We start from the raw sequence: 23,019 nt of genomic DNA on the forward strand, positions 1-23,019 counted from the left end.
GTCTCATCTGAGAGAATCGAGAGACTATGAAGTCTCAGTATTTGCAGAACCCTCCGGTTACCTTTCGCGTGAAGACCGCCCCTTTTTACACCTGGTGCGCTGTGCTGGTTGCAGCGAGCGTGCTGGTGGCCTTAGCTATCAGCGGTGGCCTTTCGGCCCTACTGACCGGCGGCTGGGGCGTATTGTGGATGGCCTATACGGTCTGGTACGTGCTGGGCCGATCTCGCCTGGTTGCTGGTGCCGACGACATCACCATCTATAACCCCTTTGTAACCCACCGGGTCAATTACGCTGCCCTGATTGATATTTCAACCAAGTACCATCTGACCCTGGTGACTCCCACCAAGCGTTTTCAGGCTTTTGGTTTGCCGTCAAGCGGTATGGTGGCGTCCCTTTCTGCCCATCGTCAGGATCTTGAGCGTTTGCCCGCTATCACCTACGGTGCAGAGCGGTCAGTGCGCGCTTCGGATCTTCCGAATTCGGCGGCTGGGGCGGTTGCCCTGGTGCTGCGCGGCTACTGGCAGGAGCTGGTGGAGGACGAGGCCCTGGGGGCGGTTGATCCCCTTCAGCAGTCGCGGGTGGACGCCCGTGGGCTGGCTATTTTCGTCCTTTTGCTTCTGGCCGCTGTGGCTGGCTTAGTCTTCTAAGCTTTCGGTAGGCCGGGAGGTTCTGCCTTCTCTATTCGGTTATTAACGAGGCGGTGAGTGCTGGTGCGCTCACCGCCTCGTGCGATGAGAGCTACTTGTTCTGGGGTGAGCCTGCCGGGCCGTCCAGGTCCTGGTCAAGGGAGTCTGAGGTTCGGCTGCTGGCGGGGGTCTCGACCTCGGAGGCAAGGGAGGTGTGTACCGTGGCGGTGCCTGCTGCGGCAGGAGCTGCTGCGGGGGTGGTTGCTGAGCCGTCGATACCCACGCCGTTTTCGGCTGAGTGGGCGGTACGCTTGGTTGCCTTCTTGGGGTTGAACTTCTTCTGGCGGGGGTCAAAGGCGTCACGCAGGCCGTCGCCAACGAAGTTGACGGCCAGTGAAATCACCAGAATGAAGAGGCCGGGGAACCAGAAGAGCCAGGGGCGGGTAGAGAAGGCTGACTGGTTCGCTGAAATCAGTGAACCCAGTGACCAGTCGGGGGCCTTGATACCGAAGCCCAGGTAGGAGAGCGCGGTTTCGGTCAGAATAGCGGAGCTCATCATCAGTGACACGTTCACGGTGACCACGCCGATGGCGTTGGGCAGGATGTGCTTGAAGATGATGCGCAGGTCCGAGGCACCTGCCAGGCGGGCGGCGTCCACGAACTCGCGTTCGCGCAGGGAGAGGAACTCTGCGCGGACCAGACGGGCCAGGGATGACCAGAAGAGCAGACCCACGACCACACCGAACATGATGGTGTTCCAGATGCCGTGGAAGTAGCTACCGGCCAGCTTACCGAGCACGGCGGTCAGCAGCATCAGGGGGATGATGATGACCATGTCGGTAAAGCGCATAATGACGGCTTCAATCCAGCCGCGGTAGTAGCCTGCCAGGCCACCGAAGAGCACACCGAGGAAGCCGGCGATGCTGGTAATCAGGATGACCACCAGGAAGGTGTTCTGCACACCGCGCATGGTCATGGCGAAGAGGTCACGGCCGGTGGCGTCCTGGCCAAACCAGTGCTGGGCGTTGGGGGCTGCACCGTTGACGATGGGGTTCATCTCGGTGTAGTTGTACTTCCACCAGCCGGGGATGGGGCCCACGCCGATGGAGGTGAGGGCCAGTAGGAGCACGGCGACCAGGATAGCCAGTGAGATGACCGCACCGGTGTTCTGGCGGAAGCGCTTGCGCACAATCTGGCCCTGGGTCTTACCCACGGACTCCTGGGCGCGGATGTCGACGTTGGTTTCGACGGAGCGCAGGGCGGTGGTCTCGGTGGTGGGCTCCTTAGCGGGCCCTGAGCTGAGGTTCTTGTCGTTGGTGCTCATTATGCTTTCACCCTCACGCGCGGGTCGAGGGCTGAGTAGAGGAGGTCAGCCACAAGGTTGAAGACGAGCGCCAGGATGCCGGTAAGCAGGAAGACGCCCATGACGGGGTTGGGGTCGGTGTGAGCCAGCGAGTCGAGGAAGAGGGTACCCATGCCCTTGAAGGCGAAGATACGTTCGGTGATCGCTGCGCCGCCGATGATGCCGCCGATGTCCATGGCGATGATGGTGGCCAGGGGAATCAGGGCGTTGCGGAAGGCGTGCTTCATGACGACGGAGCGCTCTGAGACACCCTTGGCGCGGGCGGTGCGGATGTAGTCCTGGTTCATGATTTCGAGCATGGACGCACGTGAGTAGCGTGAGTAGGAGGCCAGTGAAATCAGGGTTAGGGCGATGGTGGGGAGCAGGATGTGGGTGAGGGTATCTGTGTTCAGAATCCAGAAGTCACCCTGCAGGTTGGGGGTAGAAGCGTTGGCGGTGGGGATAGGACGGCCCTTGATACGGCTGTTGCTGATGTAGGCGGGCCAGGCCTGCATGAAGCGGTCGGCGATAATTAGCAGAGCCATGGCCAGGCCGGTGAGCATACCGACGCGGGCACCCTGGCCCTTGTCGTAGCCACCCCAACCGAGACCGACAATCCAGCCCAGAGCCATGAATGCCAGGGTGATGAGGACGACCATGAGCATGGTAGCCAGGTCGAGCAGGTCCTGTAGGGGGAAGTAGGCAGCTAGGCCAGCGACGACCATGGTTAGACCTGCACCCAGGGCACGGCGGTTACGCAGGCCGGAAACCAGGATAGTGAAGATGATGGCGGCGCCCAGGCCCAGGGGCAGCATGAAGGGGATGCCCAGGAAGGGGGTGAGGAACCACTTAGTGGTGGAGACGAAGATGATAGCGCCTGCGGTGATGGCGAAGCCCAACAGGCCCATCAGGTAACGGGTCTTCTGCTTGCCGAAGGAGGCAGAGTACCAGAAGAGGCCTGCTAGAACCGATATGAGCAGGGTTGTGGGTATGGTGACCACCGGGTTTCGGAGGAAGTCGTTGAAGCCGATGGCAACGAATTCCTTGAGCAGAACTGCGATCCAGAAGGAGGGCAGGGAGAAGAAGAGGAAGCTGGCGAAGGTTACGGTGTAGTCCAGGCCTGAGTACTGGCGCAGGGCTGAGATGATACCCAGGCTGACACCTATCAGGATGGAGAGCACGGTGGCTGCTACGACCAGGGTAAGGGTCTGGTAGACAGCGTTAGAGAGAAGCTGGGTGACGGGTGTGCCTGCCAGGTTCTGGCCAAAGTCGCACTTACCTGCAAAGCAGCCGAGCACGCCGCCAAGCCACTTGAAGTAGCGCAGCGGGGCGGGGGTGTCCAGGTCCAGGGCAGCAATGCGCTGGGCAATGAGTGCGTCTTTGTTAGGGGAGGACGATGTGCGTAGCTCTTCGAGGGGGTCACCCGCGATTGCTACGAGGTTGTAGATGAGGAACGATGCACCGAAGAGGATGAAAACTGCGGTGATCAGGCGCCTCACGGAGTACATGAGCATGATGAATCCTGATGGGTAGGGGAGTACACCCTGGGAATAGGAGGGTGCTCTCAAAACAGCCAGAGGCGCGGACGCTCGTGAGCGTCCGCGCCGTAGGGCAGTTACAGATTGTTAGTTGCCATCTGTAGCGTGACTAGAGCGTAACTGTACTTACTCTGCGATGTCCCACTCTTCGATGTTCCAGGTCAGGGGCTGCTGACCGGGCTTGGGCTGTACACCGGTGATGGTGTCGGAAACCGAAGTAACAGCGATGGACTGGAAGAGGGGCAGGCCGTAGGCGTCCTTGAAGATTTCGCCGTCTGCCTGCTTCTTCAGCTCTTCGATGCGGGCGGTATCGGTGGTGGTCATGATTTCATCAGCTGCTGCGTCAACGGTTGCGTTGGAGTAGCCGGTGAAGTTGGAGGATGAACCGGTCTTGAAGATCTGGCCCAGTGAGGAGTTACCTACACCTGAGGAAACCCAGCCGAAGATGGATGCCTCGTAGTCGCCACCGGCCAGCAGGGATGACCACTGCTCGCTACCGGCGTCAACAACCACGAAGCCTGCCTTCTCAGCGGATTCCTTGATCATCTGGAAGGAGTTGGTGCGGTTGGGGTTCTTGTTGTTGTAGAGGATGCGGATGGTGGGGGTCTGACCGCCCAGCAGTTCCTTAGCCTTCTCGATGTTGGCGTCCATGTCGTCTGAGGGGTACTCAGAGGAGTTGTTGGACTCAACGGTCTTGGCGTAGTTCTCGGAGTCTGATGCTACGTAGAGCTGGGAGTTCAGAACCTGAGCCTCGGCATCCATGGGCTTGATGAGCTTGTCGACGATGTCCTGGCGGGGAACGGTCAGCAGGAAGGCCTTGCGGACGTTCTCGTCAGCGAAGGGTGAGCCTTCCTTGACGTTCAGATCCAGGTGGTCGTAAGCCTGGTCGGGCTGGGTCTCGGTGACAACGCCGCTCAGAGCTTCCAGCTGGGAGACGGTGTCGATGGAGGCCTGGGGGGCAACAGCGTTGACTTCGCCGTTCTGCAGAGCCTGAATCTGAGTTGCAACGTCGCCCTGAACCTTGAGCACAACCTCGTTGATGGCGGGCTTCTTGTCACCCTGGTAGTTGGGGTTGGCGGTCAGAGTAACTGACTGGTTCTCTTCAACGGCGGTGACCAGGTAGGGGCCGTTACCGACGGTGAGAGCCTCGTTGGAGGGGAAGGTGGTGGTGTTGTAGCCGGTGTTCCAAGCGTCTGCAATCTTGCGCAGGTTCTCGTTCTCTTCACCGGGGGTTGCGGTCTCGATGGTCTCGATGAGCTCGTCTTCGGTCATGCCGGCCAGCTCAGCAACAACGTGGGCGGGCTTGTCGATGTCGTAAGCGATTTCCCAGTCAGCGAAAGCCTTGGGGTAGGTGAAGGAGATGGAGCGGCCGTCTTCGCTCACAACGGGGACCTCTGCGCCGCCGAGGCCAGCGGTTTCACCTGCGAAGTCGAAGTAGGTGAGTTCGCCGTCTTCGCTGTCGAAGTGACCGGACTGGGTAGCCCATGCCAGGAGCAGGTCGCCCTTGTCGATGTCCTTGCCATCTGACCACTTCTGGTCGTCGTTGACCTTGTAGTCAACCTTGATGCCTTCGCCCTCTTCAGTCATGGAGTAGGTGCCGAACCACTCGTTGTGGCGGATGTCGAAGGTGTTGGTGATGGTGTAGAAGCCGCGGTTGGTCATCTTGGCGATGACGCCGTTGGTGTCTGAGTTACCTTCAGCGGTGCCTACGTTCAGTGAGGAGAAAACGTTGGTGATAGCAATTGAAACTGACTTGTCTGATGCAGCTGCGTCGGAGCCTGAGGTGCTGGAGGCGCCGGTGTCGGAGCTGGCGCAGGCTGAGAGAGCCAGGGCAGCTACAGCTGAGAGGCCGAGAGCTGAGGAAATGCGGGTCTTGCGCATTAGTGTCTCCTTGCTGAAAAGGGGAAATGTATGTTGTGGTCCGCGATCTTCACCCTGTGTGTGCGGGGCGGCGCAAGCCTTCCCAACTCTTGGGTGTGGTGAATCACACGATGTGTAATGTATATACTAGGTCACTTTTGGGGAACTGCGCCACAAAAACCCCTGTTTATATGTAAAACTCTTCAAAAAAATGTAAAAAATACGTTACAGCGTCTTTTTAGCTCATGAATTTGGCGTAGCTTTTCTTCTTTTGCTAGCGCTGGATGGGGCGCACCATGTGCACGTGCTCGATACCTGCTTCCAGGTAGGGCTCCCCCACAACTTCAAAGCCTGCCGCCCCGTAGTAGCTCTCTGCTAGGTAGGCCTGGGCGCTAATAGAGATGCGTTCGGCCTCAGTGTTTTCTTCAATCCAGGTCAGTGCCTCATTGAGTAGGTGGCGGCCCAGGCCGGTGCCGCGGGCGTCCGGATGTACTGCCACCCGCCCCAGCGTCCAGGCGCCGGGCTCTGCCGGGTGGGACTCGTCCGAGAATGTCGCCAAATCAAAAAGCCGCAGATAGGCCAAAACCTCACCGCGCTCATTGGCGTGGAAGAAGTGCAGGGCCTGCCGGTCTGCCCGGTCGATTTCGTTCTCTTCGGTAATCTTCTGGCCCACCACAAAGACCAGCCCGCGTAGCAGGTAAATCTCGTTGAGTTCATCAAGAGTCAGGTCATAAAAGGATTTCACGGTAAACATACAGTCATTCTAAAACCCGTTGAACTGCGCTTATTACCGGGCAGTAACTATGAGATTTGCTTAAAGGCATAGAAAGCCGCCCCGCACCGTCCGGAAGGACGATACGGGGCGGCACGCCTAGGCTGCGGCGGGATTACTTGGTGGTAACCTTCAGCAGCTCAGAGCCGGGCTGGACGGCGCCGGTAGCGCCCTCAACCTCAGCGAAGCGGTTGGTATTGGTGACCAGAACGGGGGTTACCAGGGAGTAGCCAGCGTTCTTGATAATCTCGGGGTCGAAGGTCAGCAGGATGTCGCCGGGATTGACGCGCTGGCCCTTTTCAACCTTCACGTCGAAGCCTTCGCCGTTCAGGTTGACGGTGTCGATACCCACGTGAATGAGAAGTTCTACACCGTTGTCGAGCTTCAGGCCGATAGCGTGGCCGGAAGGCATGGTGACGGAGACCTTACCGGCGGCGGGGGCTACCACGGTGTTGCCGGTGGGGACGATGGCAGCACCCTTGCCGAGCTTTTCGGCGGCAAAGATGGGGTCGGGGGTCTCAGACAGGGGAACTGCCTGGCCTTCGAGGGGGGATGCCATGGTCAGGACGGTGCCTGCTGCGGGTGCTGCTGCCTCTTCAGCGGCCCAGGGGGTAGCTGAGGCGGTGGCGGCGTCCGCTTCGCTGCGAACCTCGGTGGCTGCGGGGGTAGCTGCCTCGGCAGCGGATTCGCCGATGCCGGTTTCTGCAACGGCTGCGGCCTTGGCGGCAGCTTCAGCCTTCTGGTCCTTGGACTCGTAGCCGAAGATCAGTACACCTGCCATAGCGCCGAAGAAGGCGATGGCCAGACCAATCATGTAGAGGTACCAGGGCTGCATTGCGGGGATAGAAATCAGCGAGGTGAAGGCGAAGGCGTAGGACTTAACACCCAGGGCTGAGATGGTGGCACCACCGATGATGGCGGGGACCAGAATCAGGGGGAAGACGCGCTTGTAGCGCAGGACGATGCCGTAGAGGGAGGGCTCGGAGATACCACCGAGCAGACCCGATGCAGCCGCACCGACAGCGGTCTGGCGCAGTTCCTTGTTGCGGCGAGCCACGATAGCAACACCGGTGACGACGCCGAAGACAGCGAAGTTGTAGGCGCCCATGGGTGACTGGATGAAGTCCACACCGTCGGTCTGCAGGTTGTTGATCATGACGGCGTTCAGGGGCCAGTGCAGACCCAGGGGAACCATGAAGAGGTAGAGACCGGCGATGAGGCCGCCGACCAGCCAGGGGGCGATTTCGTTGACGCCGCCGATGAAGTCAGAGATAGCCAGAGCGAACTTGATGCCGATGGGGCCGATGAGGAAGGCGGTCAGGGGTACCAGAATCATGACGGAGAGCATGGGCACGAAGACCATGTGCAGCATGGTGGGGATGACCTTCTTCAGGAAGCGCTCCAGGGGAGCCAGCAGAGCTGCTGCGAAGAGGGGCGGGAAGATCTGGCCGGTGTAGTTCATGACGTACAGGGGCAGGTCAAGACCCAGGAAGGGGACGCGGACGACGCCGTCCACTGCGATGTCTGCAAAGCCCTGGAAGGTGCCGGTCATGAGGGCTGCGGGGATAGCCGCACCGACCCACATGTTGGCGCCCAGGCGCTTAGCTGCGGTTGCGCCCAGCATGATGGGCATGAACTGCAGGACTGACAGGGAGGCTGCCAGCATGATGAACCAGAAGGGGAAGGCTGCGCGCCACTCGTTGAGCATGGCGGCTGCGGCATCGGCGTCGGCCAGGCGGGGGCCGTTGACGATGTCGATGTTAACGACCTGGCCGGTGAGGTCGGTGTACTGACCGAAGTAGCCCAGCTGCTGCAGGAAGACGATCAGGGTCAGAATCATAGAGGTGCCCAGCAGTGCCCAGAGGATGGGGCGGAAGGAGTCTGAGAGCACGTCGAAGACGCGGGTCAGGGCGCCGGCCTTCTTCTCGTCGGTGGCTACTGCGCCCTTGGAGGAGCTTTCGCCCACGGAGCTCATGCCGGGCAGCTTGACCATTTCGTTGTAGACCGATTCGACCTTGTCGCCGAGGACGACCTGGGTCTGGCCGGACTGCTCGATGATGGAGAGCACGCCGGGGATGTTTTCGATCTTGGTGCGGTCGATGGCGCTGTTGGACTTGGGGGTCACGCGCAGGCGGGTGGCGCAGTGGGTAAAGTGCGAGATGTTCTCGGGGCCGCCCAGGCCTTCGAGAATCTTTTCGCCCATCTGTGAGTTGTTCACGGGTGGAACCTTACTGGTGTGTGCGGACTGCTAGCCGGTTGTTTAAGACGAAAAAGACCCGAGTTGCCTATCGAACCGTGTGCCCTGATGCGGGTAGACGGGTGCTCATGGAGGCGGCGTGGGTGCGGGTGCACCGGTGCCGTATGAGCTGATAGCAACTCAGGTCTTGCCTGCTGAACCAGTAACAATCCTGATGATTGACTACATAGAGTGTGGGGTGTGAACCCCGTTCGTGGTCAAGCGTACTCCCTGAGGTTAGCCCTGTGCAAGTACCTGGGGGTGTTTGGCTCGCAGCCAGGCGGTGTGCAGGCGCAGGTTGATTTCGATAGCCAGGCAGCCCAGAGCGGCTGAGCCTAGGGTGGCGAGTAAGTATGCCCCGGTAGGAATGGTGAATTGGTGGTACCAGAGCGAGGGCGGAAGTAGCAGAACCAGGGCCAGCCCGGCGTACATGGCCGCCACGATAGCCAGGCGGACGCCGCGCACGGGCCGCACTACGGTGGTGATGTTGTAGATACCCATGAGTACAAGGGCGATGAAGGTGGCGGTCTGAATTTCCGCTGTAGCTACTCCGGCGAGAGATCGCCCGTAGCCGTTGACGAAGACCAGTACCGCTGTGATGATAACGGCTGCCGGTAGGGCATAGTGCAGGGCCCTGCCCAAGAAGCCGCTGACGTAGCGGCGGGTGTTGGGCAGCATGGTCAGGAAGAAGGCGGGGCCGCCCACAATGAGCAGGTCGGCGGTGGAGTACTGGCGCGGCAGGAAAGGGAACTGCCAGCAGAGCACGCCCAGGGTGAGACCCAGCAGGATAGCGAAGGCGGTCTTGGTGAGGAAGAGGTTGGTGACCCGCTCGATATTGGCGATAATCTTGCGCCCCTCGGCGAGTACACCGGGTAGGCGGTCAAAACGTCCGTCGAGAAGCACCAGGCGCGATACCGCCTTGGTGGCGGGCGCTGCGTTGCCCATGGCGATACCCAGATCGGCGTGCTTGAGGGCCAGGGCGTCGTTGATGCCGTCGCCGGTCATCGCTACTACGTGCCCGGCCTCGCGCAGACCCAGCACCATGTTCTTCTTCTGTTCGGGGGAGACCCGGCCAAAGACGGCGTGGGTTCGGGCAGCTTCTACCAGCTCAGGGCCAGATTCGGGCAGGGTCGAGGCGTCGACCGCACCGGCTGAGACGTCCATACCGGCGGCTGCCGCTGCGGCCGCTACCGTGCGGGGGTTATCGCCAGAGAAGACCTTCAGGTCGATACCCTGGCTTCTGAAGTAGGCCAGGGTTTCGGGAGCCTCGGAGCGTACCTGCTCACGGAAAATCACGAGCACCTGGGGCTCAAGACCGGCAGGAACCCGGGCGGCTACCTTGCCGGAAGGCTCGCGCAGAAGGGCGGGGGCGTGGGCCAGCACCAGCACACGCAGCCCGCTCTCGGCCAGCTCACCGGCCAGGTCGCGGGCAGCAGAGCCCTCGGTCAAAAGCGCCTCGGGGGCACCGAGTAGCCAGGCACCGGTGCCCGTGAACTCAACGCCGCTAAAGCGCAGAGCAGATGAGAAGGGCAGGACGCCTGCGGCAGCCGGAGCGCTAGCACCGGCAGGGGCTGCGGCGTCCGCTGCCTCAGCAAAGGGCTCTTTCAGGGCAGCCGCGGTGGGGTTGGCGTTCTGGTCGGCTCCCAGCCAGCCCAGGGCGGAAGCCCAGCCGTCCTTAACCCGGGAAGCGGCGGCGGCGTCCTGATGCCCGGTCTCTGCCCAGAACACCTGCCCGGTCAGGGAGCGAACCGAATCAAAGCGCACCCCGCCCTCGGTCAGGGTGCCGGTCTTATCGAAGCAGACGGTATCAACGCGGGCCAGCACCTCAACGGCGGGCTGCTCTTGAATCAGCACCTCGGTGCGGGCCAGCTTAACCGATGCCACGGCAAAGGAAATCGTGGTCATCAGGGCCAGGCCCTGGGGAATCATGGAGGCCACCGACGAGACAGAGGTAATCAGGGCATCACGCCAGGCGCCGGAATCAAGGGCCAGCTGCCAGCCGCCAGCGGCCTGCATCTGCCCGTTCAGTACAATTGCAATGATGGGAATCAGGGCCCAGGTAATCCAGGTGACCACCCGTTCCATACCCGCCCGGAGCTCCGAATGGATGGTGGTGAACTGGCGGGCCTCGGCCGTAATCTTCGCGGCGCGGGAGGTAGCCCCCACCGCCGTCAGCCGCACCTTGCCCGACCCGCCGATCACGGATGAAGCCGACAGGACGCCGTCCCCCGGCACCTTGCCGACGGGGTCGTTTTCGCCGGTGAGCAGGGATTCATCAAGGTCCAGGCCGTCGCTGGTGAGTACCACGGCGTCGGCAGGAACCTGGTCCCCACGCTTGAGCAGCACAACGTCGTCAAGAACCAGCTCATCGAGGGTAACCGGCACCAGCTTGCCATCGCGCAGGGCGGTGGCGGGATCGCGGCGCAGCAGGGCAATGCGGTCCAGCTGACGCTTAGCCGAGAACTCCTGGGTGAAGCCGATGACTACGTTGGCAATAGCAGCCAAAAGGAAAAGGGTATCGAGCCAGGAACCCACCAGAATCACCGCTAGCCCGCAGAGCCCCAGCACCAGGTTAAACATGGTGAACAGGTGGGTGCGGATAATGGTCGCGGTAGAGCGGGAGGTCGCATTATTCTGCGTATTCACTAACCCGGCAGAGGTACGCTCAGCGACCTGCTCGCTGGTGAGCCCACCGGCCTCAAGGACGCTGTCTGGAGGGGTACTCACATTCACGCGGTGGGCAGGCGCGGTGTGAGGCATAGGGGCTCCTTGGGCGTCGGGCTGGTCAGGGTAGTAACCAGTCTAGTGGGAGAAGCCGAGGGTACACGTCCGTCTCAAGGATGAAAACGGCCTCAGTCGCGGGCAGGAAGCACCAGCAGGCGCCCGGTCACCGGGTGGGTGAGCACCTCAATGGGGTGGCCGTAGACCGCGCTGAGCCGCTCGGCGGTGCAGACCTGCTGCGGGCGTCCTTGCGCCACCACCTGCCCCTGAGCAAGAAGCACCAGCCGGTCAGAATAAGAGGCCGCAACATCGAGATCGTGGAGGACCACCACCACAGCCGCCCCCTGCCGGGCGTAGGCGCAGGCGCGGGTGAGGGTCTGCTCCTGGTGCAGAATATCGAGAGCGGCAGTGGGCTCGTCGAGCAGGAGCAGGGGAGTGCGCTGGGCAAAGACCCGGGCTAAGTGGGTGCGGCCGGCTTCGCCGCCCGAGAGGGTGCGGACGTCCCTGCCTGCCAGGTGCCCGGTATCGGTGTCGGCAAGGGCGGCGGCGACAATCTCGTGATCCTGCTGGGCCTGCTCGGTGCCCCGCCAGGGGGCCCTGCCCATCTGGACCACCTGCTGCACGGTGTAGGAGAAGGCTACCGAGGTGTGCTGCAGCAGCATAGCCCGGGTGCGGGCCAGCTCTACCGGCCGGTAGTCTGCCAGCGGACGTCCGCCCAGGGTAACCTGCCCCGAGCTGGGGGCAGCATCCCCTGCCAGTAGGGAAAGCAGGGTGGATTTTCCTGCCCCGTTGGGGCCGATAAGGGCCAGCACCTCTCCGGGAGCGACATCGAGGGAAACATCGTGCAGAATCTGCCGCCCGTTCACCCGGTAGCTGACCGAATCGGCGACGAGTAAAGGTGCGGTCACAGGGCCCCCTTGGTTAGGGTTCGGCGGAGCAGAATAAAGAAAGTGGGGCCGCCCACCAGGGCGGTGAAGATGCCGATAGGCAGGTCGGCGAAGCTCACCAGGGTGCGGGCGGCGAGGTCGGAGGCTGCAATGAGCAGGGCACCGCCCAGGGCCGAGGCGGGTAGCAGCACCCGGTTGGAGGGCCCCACCACCATGCGGAGCAGATGCGGCACAATCAGACCCACAAAAGCGATAATGCCCGCGTAGGCGACCGCGGCCCCGGTGAGCAGGGCGGTGCAGACGATGGCTGCCAGGCGTAGGCGCTCTACATGAACACCCGAGTGGGCAGCGGCCCGCTCACCCAGGGCGAGCAGGTTGAGCTGCCGGGCCAAGAGAAAGCTACCGATAATACCGACACCCACAATCGGGACACTGGTGGCTACCGCCGCCCAGGTCGCCCCGTTCAGGGAGCCCATCTGCCAGAAGATAATCTGGTCGCGACTGGCGTCGTCGGCGATAAAGACCATCAGGGCAATCAGGGCGTTAGCCACGGCGGTTACGGCAATGCCGGTCAGAATCATCGACAGTACCTCTGCCCGCCCGCCGGAACGGGAGAAGAGATACACCAAGGCGGTGGTGGCTAGTGCACAGGCGAAAGCGCAGAGGGGCACGGTGAACATGCCCAGGGCATTCAGCCCCAGCACGATAGCCCCGCAGGCCCCCACCGCAGCCCCGGCTGAAATGCCGATGACGCCCGGCTCGGCCAGCGGGTTGCCGAAGACCGCCTGCATCAGGGCGCCGGACGCCCCCAAGGCGGCACCCACCAGTAGCCCCAGCAGAATGCGGGGTAGGCGGATATTCCAGAGGGTGGCGTCTGCCAGCTGCATGGCAGGGTCGGCGGACGCCAGCCCCAGGTTGCGCAGGATACCCCCGGCAACCTGGGGTAGGGGAATCTCGAACTGGCCCAGACTTGCAGAAACCAGCACTGTGCCTACCAGGAGCAGGGGGAGCGCGGTGAAGACGGTGACCAGGGTAGAAGAACGTACCTGCACGAGAACCTACTGCTGGGTATAGATAGCGGTGGCCAGTGACAGGAGTACCGCGGCACTGTTCGGCCCGAACGAGAGGATCTGGCCGTCGGCCATATCAACCACGCGCTGGTTGGCCCCGGCCGTGGTTTCAGCTACGCCGGGTCGAGCGAAGAAGGCCTCGATACCGCCGGTGGATTCTACCCCGCCGGTCATGGTCAGAATCAGGTCGGGGTTAGCCCGCGAGAGGGCCTCAGCATTGGCGGGTACGGTGCCTGCCGCCCCGCCTTCGCTGGCCACATCACGCCCGCCCAGGGCGGTGATGAGTTCGTCAGCCCCGGTGCCGTCCCCCAGAATGAAGAAGACGCCAGCGGTTCCGCGCACATAGAGGAAGGCCATGCCCACCTTCTGCGCCGAATCCTGCGGGGCTACCTCTGCAATGGTAGCCAGCGCCGAATCAATCTCAGCCTGCACCCGGGCACCCAGCTGGGCACCGGCGTCCGGAACGCCTAGAGCCTGCGCAACCGCCTCAATCTGCGGCACTACCTGGTTCAGGGAACGCGAGGGGTCAAAATGCACCACGGTCACCCCGGCGGAGCGCAGCTGCTCGGTAATTTCGAGGGGGCCGTTGGTGGTGTCCATGAGCACCACGGTCGGGGCGAGAGAAAGAACCGCCTCAGCCGAAATATCGTGGCCGTTCTGGGTCACCAGGGGCAGGTCTGCCAGGGTCGTTTCGGTCGAAGACGTGACCCGGCCTACCAGGTTGTCACCCAGCCCCAAAGCGACGACAGTCTGGGCTAGGGTGCCGTACATATCCAGGGCCAGAATACGGTCGGCACTGGTCACGGTCACCTCGGTGCCCTGAAAATCAGTGACGGTCACCGGCAGCTGCGGGGCCTGCGGGTTCTCAATCGGCAGCACATCGGGTACGGACGCCGCTGTGGCTAGGCCAGCAAGACTCTTGGGGTTCTCTACAGCGTGGGCTTTCAGGTAGTCCTCGGCCTGCTGCAGGGCGGTGCGGTGCACCTCTTCATTCTCTGCCGCTTCAATACCCCCGGCCGTTGCCGATGACTCTGCCAGACCCTCAACCGATGACGAAGCTGCCCCTGTCTGCGGGCCCGTGGTGGCGGCGTCCGCCCCGCTATCTGCTGACCCTGAGCAGGCTGTCACCGCCAGAACCAGGGCCGCACTCAGAACAGAAAAACCCCGGCGCAGGGGCAGAGAAGAAAAAGAGCGCGTGAGCACCAGAACCTCCTGAGAGAAAGAAAGGGGGTGGGAACCGGGTACATTCCGGCTCCCACCCGGCGAAGGGAGAATTAGGACGCGCGGCGGCGGGCTACCACCACAGCACCAGCAGCCAGCAGGGCGGCGCCCACAGCAACAAGGGCACCGACTGAAGCGCCGGTGTTCGCCAGCTTGCCACCCTGGGCGGCAGCGCGGGCAGCCTCAGCCTTGCGATCTGCTTCGGCGTTCAGGGCATCGCAGTTAGCGCCATTCTGAGAGACGTACTGGGTCTTCTCAATAGTCTGAGAAGCACCGGTGACCGACTGCTTGCCCAAGGTTCCGGTGAAGCTAATGGGGTCAAGGGCTTCACCTGCCTGGTAGAAGCCAGCGAAGGCAGCAGCGCCGACCTCGGTCAGGGTCGCTGAAGCACCGGAGAGGGAGATGGTTGAGCCATTAAGGGCGAGGGAAGAGGTATCGACCGTGGCAAAAGCAACCTCGCCGTAGTTAGTTGCAGTGCCGTTCATGTCGTTAGAGGTGACCGACAGGTAGAGGGTGCCGGTAGAACCGTTGATCTCAAGGCGGGGGTTAGCCATCAGAGTGTTCAAGGTGCCGCCGTGGCCGGTGAAACGGACAGAGCCCTCGAAAGCCACAGAGCCCTTGCCGTTAGCGTAGGTGCCTGTACCGTTGGACCAGCCAAAGGCCTGGTTAGCGTAGGTAACGCCGCTCAGTTCCCAGCCACCCTTAGCGATACCGCCACCAATGTAGTTACGGAAGGAAGAACGCACACCCCAGTCGAAAGTAGCAGCTGAGACGGTCCCGTCAGCCTGAGTAGTGGTTGCGCCGGGCACGGTTTCGGTCACGGTCACCGGCACGCACTGGGGCGCCGGGTCAGCAGGGTTAGTAGAGGGCTGGGCTGAGGGAACGACGGTCGGCTCAGCGGTCGGCTGGATAGAGGGGGCTGCCGTCGGGTCAGCAGAAGGCTGGGCTGAGGGGGCCACGGTCGGCTGGGCGGTGGGCTCTGCGGACGGGCTCGGTGCAGGGGACTCACTCGGAGCAGGAGCCGGGGTTTCGCTGGGAGCCGGGGCGGGAGCGTCCTCAACAACCGGCGCAGCCACGCGCAGGTAGAGGGGGTCAAACTCCAGGCCTTCAGCGTAGCGGGCCCCAAAAATGGTCGCCGCATGCCCGGTGGCGTAGGTGGTTACACCACTCAGGAGCAGATTGCCCTCGGCATCGGTGGTCAGGGCGCTCGCATCGAAGCTGGCGATGGGCTGATCGGTAATTTCGCCGGTGTTGGCCGAGGTGCCGGTGGCGTAGATGTAACCCTGATTCCTGTCGGTAACAACGCGGAAGCTGTGCAGATTGATATTCAGTACCCCGCCATGGGCGACCAGAGAGAAGCTACCTGGCACGGTGATGGAGTAGCCGGTCTCGGTCTTCTGGGCGGCGGCACCGGCAAAGACGAAGTTATTGCCTTCAAGGCTGGTGTTTTCGCCGGGAGTAACAGCGTTCTGGGCAATCAGGTAGTTGAGGAAGGAATCCTTGATACCCCAGGTGACGGTGCCCGCTGCGTTGGTGACGCCGTCAGTGGTGGGCTCGGGTGTGGGCGTGGGGGCCGGGGTCTCTGCGGGCTTTTCAGCCAGGTCAGCCGAGAAAGTGAGCGGAGACAGAACCTCGCCTGCCTTGTAGAAACCGGCGAAGGCTGCTGCGCCGTCGGCGGTGAGAGTAACGGGAGCGGCAGTGGCTGATACGGTGCCGTTGCTGAAAGTGACGCCAGAAAGGTCTACGGTAGCGAAGTGGACGTTGGTGGCATCGATATCGGGGGATCCGTTGTAGCCCTTGGACTTCACATCAGCTACCAGGGTGCCCTGAGTACCGTTGATAACCAGCTTGAGGTTGGCGTAGGTGATATCAAGTTCACCCTTATGGGCGGTGAAGTGGATAGTCCCGGGGTAGTTGATGGTTCCGTTTGCACCGGTGAACTCGCCCTCGGCCCCCTGCCAGGAGAAGGCGGAGCCGTTGAAGCTGGGGCCACCGGTTACCTCGACGCTACCACCGGCAAAAGCGCCGGTGACGTAGCGGATGAAGGAGTCCTTGAGCGACCAGGTCAGCTGGGCATTGCTGGCGACGTGAGTTGCGGACGCGGCAGCGACGGTGCTGCTGGTGGCGTCCGCTGCGTCGGCTACGGACGCGGTGGCTAGGGTCATGCCTGACAGGGTGAGTGCGGCGGTGGCTAGGAGGGCGCAGGAGCGCCGGGCGCTGTGCTGGGGAGACATGGGCATCCTCGTGAAAACTATGTGGTGTAGGGGTGGGCACATTTCGTAACATGCCCTGCCTTATTAAATTTAAGGGCATGCCTAAACTAGCATTAAGGCAAGCCTAATAAAAATAGGTTACAAGTACTTGATTTAATTCTTTCTTGGTGACAGTCTGTCAATAAATAGTGTTAATCTAGCCCTCAACCAAGGAGGACCCCATGACTACCGCTCTCGCCGACACCGAGCGTCCTACCTTCTCAGCCCGCCTTAAGGCAGAAACCGCTGCCCGCCACGAGCAGGCAGAACACTCCAGCTTCATGGCCGACCTGATGGGCGGCAAGCTCGACCGTAAGGCCTACCGCATGCTGCTGACCCAGTACGTCTATATGTATGAGGCCCTCGAAGAAGTAGCAGCCGGCTTCCGCGCCCACCCCAACCCCATCACCGAACCCTTCGTGCTCGAGGGCCTTGATCGGCTTGCTTCTATCAAGGCTGACCTAGCTGAACTGGGCGGCCCCACCAGTGACCAGCCCTTACCGGCAACCGCTGACTATGCGGCAGCTATCCGCGCGACGGCGTCCGCCCCCGAACGCTTCTTGGCCCACCACTACCTGCGCTACCTGGGTGATCTGTCGGGCGGGCAGGCCGTGGCTGCCCTGGTCGCCCGGCACTACGGTGTGCCCGCTGAGGCTCTGAGTATGTACCGGTTTGAGGCACTCCCGAAGCCCAAGGTATTCAAGGACTCCTACCGGGGTCTTCTGGACGATGCCCCGCTGACGGACGCCCAGCGTGACGCCCTGGTTGATGAGACTCTAGCTGGGTTCGACTGCAACACCCGTGTGTTCGCGCAGCTGGGTGAGAGCCTAGTCTCATAGGCGTGTAGCTAGGGGCCTCCATGCTGTGTGCAGGTTTCTTGGGCTGTGTGCAGGGTTTTCTCTGCACACAGCCCAAGAACCCTGCACGGGACTAGAGGGACTAGAGCAAAAGGACGCCTGCCCCGGCTTGCGTGAGCCGGGGCAGGCGTCCTTGGGTGCGCTCTGGGTGTTGCTGAGCGGTAATAGTGTGGGCTAGGCGGCTAGCTCCTTGGGGCGCGGTTCTTAAGGGCTGCTACCGCAATGAGGGCCAGACCGATGGCTACCATCCAGAAGAAGGCGCCGGTGTTGGAGTTCAGCCAGGCTTCGCCGGCGTAGAGGATGTCGCGTGCTCCCTGCCCTGCGAAACGGGCGGGAATCCAGGGGTAAATCCACTCGCTCCAGAAGGTCGGCAGGAACTGGCGGGGGATGCTGAGAGTCGCAGTGCCCAGCAGCATGGTGAGGGCCGATAGGGCCACGCCCTTAGTGCCCAGTAGGTCAAGGAAGCCGGTGGTCAGGGCAATATAACCAGCAGATAGGGCGCTCAAGAAGAGGGCCAGTTCTGTGAAGGGCAGCTCAAAGCCAGTAATAGACTGCACTAGCCAGGTTGCGCCGAAGCCAACCAGCAGTGCTGCTGCGGCCCCATAAACTACCTGCAGACCAGCGTTCACCCAAGCTGTGGTGCCGCGAGCCTTAGAAACGGAGTGGGATCCGGCAAGCAGGATGGACGACACCAGTGAACTGATGAAGGTGCCAATAAAGAGCATCATGGGGGCGAAGCTGCCAGCAAAACCCCACTCGGTGGGAATCTTGTTTATGGTGGTCACATTGATAGCCACCGGCGAGTTCTGGCTCATGGCGGTCAGGGCGTTGGTTGCGGTTTGCACGCCCATCATAGTCTTGGACTGGTCTACGGTAGCGGTAAGTGCGGACGCCTCGCCGCCTCCAGCCTGTGCTGCTGCGGCAGCCTGAGAGAAGTCAGCTGGAATTTCAAGAACGGCGTAGTAGCCCTCGTCCTCAAGGAGTTCCTCGGCCGACTGGCCGCTAGTGACCAGGGTGAAGTCAAGAACCTGCTGGTCAGCGGAGGTGAGATTTTCAACTGCCTGGGCTCCGGCGTTGATGGTTTCACCAGTCGGTAGGGTGATACCTGAATCTGCATTGACGATAGCTACCGGCAGGTTTTCTGCCTTAGCTCCCAGCATGGGGGTCACTATGAGGTCGGCGACCAGCAGGCCGATAATCGGGGCGAGAAGGGGGAGAATCCAGCGTTTGGGGCTGGAGGTTTGGGTGTGTGAGTCAGTGGCGACTGTTGAGCCTGCCATGTCTGTGCCTTTCTAATGCAACAACTTGTTGTATTTAATCCTAAAATCACCCCGCCCGGGCTAAATTAGACTTAGTACAACACTTTGTTGCATTTTTTAGGAGGAGACCATGGCCCGTCCTCGCAAAGACTCAGCCCAACCCGGCGCCCGTCAGCGCATCACCGAAGCCTACTGGGCACTAGCAGCTGAGCGAGCCTTCCCCGACATCGCCGTCGACCAGATTCTCAAACGTGCTGGGTGTAACCGCACCACCTTCTATTACCACTTTGAAAACCTCGCCGCGGTGCGCGCTGAAGCAGAAAACCAGCGGCTGACTACCGAAAAGTTCCGCGGTATCGTGCGGCTTATCGCGAGCCACGATTTGAGCAGTAGCACGGTGCGGGCCTTCTACGATGAGAACCTTGACCTTATCCGCTACCTAGCCCGCCAGCTGGCAAGTAGCCCCCAGGCTGAAGCCTCTGACAGATTCAGGGCCACCGTGCGCGCTATGTGGATTGAACAGGGGCTATTGCGCGGTGACGGTAGCGACCCCGACCTGCTCCTAGTCACCCACACCTTCCTTATCAACGGGCTGCTGGGGTCTATCGCTTCACTCGCTGATTTGAGCGAGGACGAGTTCTTTGTGCGCCTTGATAGCTTCTCCCAGCTCTACAGCACAATCGTGATGAACGTGCTCGCGGACGTCCTGCCCAACAGTGCCCTGGAAGCGCTGGGGGAAGGAGCATAGGTCTGGGCAGGTTTCTTGGGCTGTGTGCAGGGTTTTCTCTGCACACAGCCCAAGAACCCTGCACAGGGTTAAGAAAGAAGGACGCTCCCCGGGTCGGTAACTGCCACGCTAACGCACCCGACTTATCCACAGGCCTGGCTGCTATATGACCTGTTTGTGAACCAAAAGAGCCTGCGATGTTCACACCCCTTGCAAGAGGTGAACGGGGTCGGTGACACTGCCCTTATGAATGATGTTGCAGAGATTTACCAGCAGGTGCGCTGCCTTAAAGATTTACAAGATATCGGTGTAAGCCCCTCTGTAGCTTCGACCCGTTTTAGGTCTGGTTACTACACCAAAATCAAGCAGGGGATCTATATTGAGACCTCTATATGGAACCAGTGGGGCACTCGCCAGAGATGCATAGCCCACCACGCCGCGCATATCAAAACGGTGCCGAGCGGGGTGCTGAGTCACCAGTCGGCTGCGCTTTGGTTAGGAGCTCCGCTCCTAACCCTACCTCACAAGGTGCATATGAGTTTTGCGTCGGCTTCTGTACAGCACCGCCCTTCAGTAACAGCGCATCGCGGACGTACGGACGTAGTTCGCGAGGCTCAACTGGTAGTAGGGGCTTCTGTTGCTGCTCCGGGGCAAACTCTGCGCGATGTGGCCCTATCTCTACCTCGCGTTGAGGCGCTGGTGATTGGTGATTATTTTCTGCGGCAGGGTGTTATATCTGTAGCGTCGGCACGTACTGCTCTGACTGAGGCGGGTGGAGCTGCGCTTGCCGTGGGGCAGAGACTGAGCGCTTTAGCAGATTCTCCTGCTGAGACGATCGCGCGCGACCTTATTTATGAGTGGAATCTGCCTCTACCTCAGGAGCAGTTCGAGGTATTCACCCACTATGGCCGTGTCTACCGTGCTGACTTCGCTTGGCCTGAGTTGGGGGTCATGCTTGAGGTCGACGGTGAGGTGAAGTATTCGGGAGTCTATGGCCGCGCTGACGATGTGGTTCAGGCGGAACATCGGCGGCATCGCGAATTAGAGATGGCTGGCTGGAAGGTGGTGCGTACGCGCTGGAAGGAGCTGATGTCGCACCCTGCTACTCTCCGGCAACGGCTGTGGGAGGCAGGCGTCCGGTGAGCCAGGCTGGAGGTGTGCAGGTTTCTTGGGCTGTGTGCAGGGTTTTCTCTGCACACAGCCCAAGAAACCTGCACAGGCTAAGACAAAAGGACGCCGCCACGCACCTTACCTGCCGTGGGGCAGGGCAGAGGCGCGGCGGCGTCCTTACACCGTGTAGCTAGAGGCTAGCTGGGGGCAACCTCGCCGAAGTGGCGGGCGAGGGTACCCTCGTGAGCCTCGCGCAGCTCGTCCAGGTTGATAGCGACCTCACCCTGAATGTCCAGGGCGTTAGAGGCGGCATCGACCACGCCGATACGGGCGAAGGGGTAGTCGCGGGCGGTGCACATGTCCTTGAAGCGAACCTCCTCGGAGCGGGGCACAGATACAACCACGCGGCCCAGGGACTCAGAGAAGAGCAGGGTGAAGAAGTCGATACCGTCGCGCTCAGCAACCTCACCCAGGCCAACACGGGCACCGACGCCAAAGCGCAGGCAACCCTCAACCAGGGCAGCAGCCAGGCCACCTGCAGAAACATCGTGGGCGGCATCAATCATGCCGTCACGGCTCATGTTCACCAGCATGTCGCCCAGCAGCTTCTCGGCAGCCAGGTCAACCTTGGGGGGCAGGCCGCCCAGGTGGCCCTTGAAACGGGCCCACTCGGAGCCGTCCAGCTCGTCGCGGGTAGTGCCCAGCAGGTAGAGGGCCTGGCCGTCATGCTCAGGAGCCCAGCCGGAGGGGGTGCGGCGGGTGACGTCGTCCATCACACCCATCATGGCAACCACGGGGGTGGGGTTAATGGCCTTGCCACCGGTCTGGTTGTAGAGGGAGACGTTACCGCCGGTCACGGGTACGCCCAGTTCCATACAGCCGTCGGCGATACCGCGCACGGCCTCAGCGAACTGCCACATGATGTCCGGGTCCTCGGGGGAACCGAAGTTCAGGCAGTCAGAGACAGCCACGGGGCGGGCACCCACGGTAGCGACGTTGCGGTAGGCCTCAGCCAGGGACGCCTTCGCACCCTCATAGGGGTCGAGCTTGGTGAAGCGGGGGTTAGAGTCGGTCGCCAGGGCAACACCCAGGCCGGTCTCTTCGTCCACGCGAATCACGCCGGAGTCATCGGGCATCGACAGGGCAGTGTTGCCCTGAACGTAGCGGTCGTACTGGTTCGTAATCCAGGACTTGGAGCACATATTGGGGGCAGCCATAAACGCCTTGATAGCCTCGCCCAGCTCAGCGCCGGTGGGGCGGGCGTCGTCCGCGCTAGAACCGGTGAACTTGTCGGCCTGCAGGGCGTCCTGCCACTCGGGGCGGGCGTAAGGACGCTCGTAGGTGGGGCCGTCGTGAGCGACGGTCTTGGGGTCCACATCGACGATAATCTCGCCCTGCCACTCGATGGTCAGGCGGCCGGAGCCGGTAACCTCACCCAGGATGGAGTACTCGACGTCCCACTTCTTCATGATGTATTCGAAGCGGCTCAGGTTCTCGGGGGTCACAACCGCCATCATGCGCTCCTGGGACTCAGACATGAGAATCTCGCCCGGGGTCAGGGTGGGGTCGCGCAGCAGAACCTTGGTCAGGTCGACGTGCATACCGCCGTCGCCGTTGGAGGCCAGCTCGGAGGTGGCGCAGGAGATGCCTGCGGCGCCGAGGTCCTGAATGCCCTCAACGATGGAGTTCTTGAAGAGTTCCAGGCAACACTCAATCAGCACCTTCTCAGCGAAGGGGTCGCCCACCTGCACGGCGGGGCGCTTGGAGGGCTTGGTGTCGTCGAAGGACTCAGAGGCCAGAACGGAAGCGCCGCCAATACCGTCGCCACCGGTGCGGGCGCCAAAGAGGATCACCTTGTTGCCGGTACCCGAGGCGTTTGCGGTGCGGATGTCCTCGTGGCGCATGATGCCCACAGCCAGAGCGTTGACCAGGGGGTTGGCCTGGTAGCACTCGTCAAACTCAACTTCGCCGCCGATGTTGGGCAGGCCCAGGGAGTTGCCGTAGCCGCCAACACCAGACACAACGCCGGGTAGGACGCGGGCGGTGTCGGGGTGGTCGATGGCACCGAAACGCAGGGGGTCCATGACGGCCACGGGGCGGGCACCCATCGAGATAATGTCACGCACGATACCGCCCACGCCGGTCGCTGCACCCTGGTAGGGCTCAACATAGGAGGGGTGGTTGTGGGACTCGATCTTGAAGGTCACGGCCCAGCCGTTGCCAATGTTGGTCACACCGGCGTTCTCGCCGATACCAACCATGAGGTCCTTCTTCATCTCGTCGGTGACCTTGGCACCGAACTGCTTGAGGTGAACCTTGGAGGACTTGTAGGAGCAGTGCTCTGACCACATGACCGAGTACATGGCCAGCTCGGCTGCGGTGGGGCGGCGGCCGAGAATCTTCTTGATGTCCTCGAACTCGTTTTCCTTCAGACCCAGCTCAGCCCAGGGCAGCTCGGTGTCGGGGGTGGCAACGGCGTGCTCAACGGTATCGAGGTTAAACTTCTTTTCGCTCAAAATTCTTATTCCTTATGCGAGGCGT

The 23,019-nt window shown here is 61.7% G+C and carries 16 protein-coding genes; 4 read left to right on the forward strand and 12 right to left on the reverse strand.

Annotated features, from left to right (window positions below):
- The first annotated feature begins 26 nt into the window (after nucleotides 1–26).
- Nucleotides 27–647, forward strand: coding sequence for a hypothetical protein (locus tag ACRCJM_RS02045; protein ID WP_431463614.1), 621 nt, complete (start codon nucleotides 27–29; stop codon nucleotides 645–647).
- A 91-nt stretch (nucleotides 648–738) separates the two neighbouring features.
- On the opposite strand, the gene ACRCJM_RS02050 is transcribed toward ACRCJM_RS02045, so the two are convergent.
- From ACRCJM_RS02050 to ACRCJM_RS02095, 10 genes are all read right to left on the reverse strand, one after another.
- A complete protein-coding gene (locus tag ACRCJM_RS02050; protein ID WP_431463615.1) occupies nucleotides 739–1,950 on the reverse strand; it encodes an ABC transporter permease in 1,212 nt (403 codons plus the stop codon).
- Nucleotides 1,950–3,482, reverse strand: coding sequence for an ABC transporter permease (locus ACRCJM_RS02055; protein ID WP_431463616.1), 1,533 nt, complete (start codon nucleotides 3,480–3,482; stop codon nucleotides 1,950–1,952). The genes ACRCJM_RS02050 and ACRCJM_RS02055 overlap by 1 nt, the downstream gene beginning before the upstream one ends.
- A gap of 150 nt (nucleotides 3,483–3,632) precedes the next feature.
- Entirely contained in the window at nucleotides 3,633–5,387 is a 1,755-nt protein-coding gene (locus ACRCJM_RS02060; protein WP_431463617.1) for an ABC transporter family substrate-binding protein, read from the reverse strand.
- Between the two features lie 253 nt (nucleotides 5,388–5,640).
- Entirely contained in the window at nucleotides 5,641–6,120 is a 480-nt protein-coding gene (locus ACRCJM_RS02065; protein WP_431463618.1) for a GNAT family N-acetyltransferase, read from the reverse strand.
- 133 nt (nucleotides 6,121–6,253) lie between these two features.
- Nucleotides 6,254–8,356 carry a glucose PTS transporter subunit IIA gene (locus ACRCJM_RS02070; protein ID WP_431463619.1) on the reverse strand — a complete coding sequence of 701 codons (2,103 nt, stop codon included), beginning with the start codon at nucleotides 8,354–8,356 and terminating at the stop codon, nucleotides 6,254–6,256.
- 255 nt (nucleotides 8,357–8,611) lie between these two features.
- Complete coding sequence (locus ACRCJM_RS02075; RefSeq protein WP_431463620.1) at nucleotides 8,612–11,134, reverse strand: HAD-IC family P-type ATPase; 2,523 nt, start codon at nucleotides 11,132–11,134, stop codon at nucleotides 8,612–8,614.
- Between the two features lie 92 nt (nucleotides 11,135–11,226).
- Nucleotides 11,227–12,003, reverse strand: a complete 777-nt coding sequence (locus tag ACRCJM_RS02080) for a heme ABC transporter ATP-binding protein (RefSeq protein WP_431463621.1) — start codon at nucleotides 12,001–12,003, stop codon at nucleotides 11,227–11,229.
- Nucleotides 12,000–13,013 carry a FecCD family ABC transporter permease gene (locus ACRCJM_RS02085; RefSeq protein ID WP_431463695.1) on the reverse strand — a complete coding sequence of 338 codons (1,014 nt, stop codon included), beginning with the start codon at nucleotides 13,011–13,013 and terminating at the stop codon, nucleotides 12,000–12,002. Before ACRCJM_RS02085 ends, ACRCJM_RS02080 begins: the two co-directional genes overlap by 4 nt.
- 27 nt (nucleotides 13,014–13,040) lie before the next feature.
- Nucleotides 13,041–14,255, reverse strand: coding sequence for a heme/hemin ABC transporter substrate-binding protein (locus tag ACRCJM_RS02090; protein WP_431463622.1), 1,215 nt, complete (start codon nucleotides 14,253–14,255; stop codon nucleotides 13,041–13,043).
- A gap of 71 nt (nucleotides 14,256–14,326) precedes the next feature.
- Entirely contained in the window at nucleotides 14,327–16,507 is a 2,181-nt protein-coding gene (locus tag ACRCJM_RS02095) for an HtaA domain-containing protein (protein ID WP_431463623.1), read from the reverse strand.
- 200 nt (nucleotides 16,508–16,707) lie between these two features.
- Here ACRCJM_RS02095 and ACRCJM_RS02100 point away from each other — a divergent pair, with 200 nt between their 5' ends.
- Nucleotides 16,708–17,364 (forward strand): heme oxygenase (biliverdin-producing), encoded by a 657-nt coding sequence (locus ACRCJM_RS02100; protein ID WP_431463624.1) that lies wholly within the window; start codon nucleotides 16,708–16,710, stop codon nucleotides 17,362–17,364.
- Nucleotides 17,365–17,564: 200 nt separating this feature from the next.
- Here the strand turns inward: ACRCJM_RS02100 and ACRCJM_RS02105 are convergent, their stop codons facing one another.
- Entirely contained in the window at nucleotides 17,565–18,662 is a 1,098-nt protein-coding gene (locus tag ACRCJM_RS02105) for a YhgE/Pip domain-containing protein (protein ID WP_431463625.1), read from the reverse strand.
- A gap of 109 nt (nucleotides 18,663–18,771) precedes the next feature.
- Here ACRCJM_RS02105 and ACRCJM_RS02110 point away from each other — a divergent pair, with 109 nt between their 5' ends.
- Both ACRCJM_RS02110 and ACRCJM_RS02115 read left to right on the forward strand, forming a co-directional pair.
- Entirely contained in the window at nucleotides 18,772–19,389 is a 618-nt protein-coding gene (locus ACRCJM_RS02110; RefSeq protein ID WP_431463626.1) for a TetR/AcrR family transcriptional regulator, read from the forward strand.
- A 225-nt stretch (nucleotides 19,390–19,614) separates the two neighbouring features.
- Entirely contained in the window at nucleotides 19,615–20,511 is an 897-nt protein-coding gene (locus ACRCJM_RS02115; protein WP_431463627.1) for a hypothetical protein, read from the forward strand.
- 164 nt (nucleotides 20,512–20,675) lie between these two features.
- On the opposite strand, the gene purL is transcribed toward ACRCJM_RS02115, so the two are convergent.
- The gene (gene purL / locus ACRCJM_RS02120) at nucleotides 20,676–22,994 is read right to left on the reverse strand and encodes a phosphoribosylformylglycinamidine synthase subunit PurL (protein ID WP_431463628.1); all 2,319 of its coding nucleotides are present in this window, start codon (nucleotides 22,992–22,994) and stop codon (nucleotides 20,676–20,678) included.
- Nucleotides 22,995–23,019: the final 25 nt, after the last annotated feature.

The organism is Rothia sp. L_38 (genome assembly GCF_050689125.1).
GTDB lineage: Bacteria > Actinomycetota > Actinomycetes > Actinomycetales > Micrococcaceae > Rothia.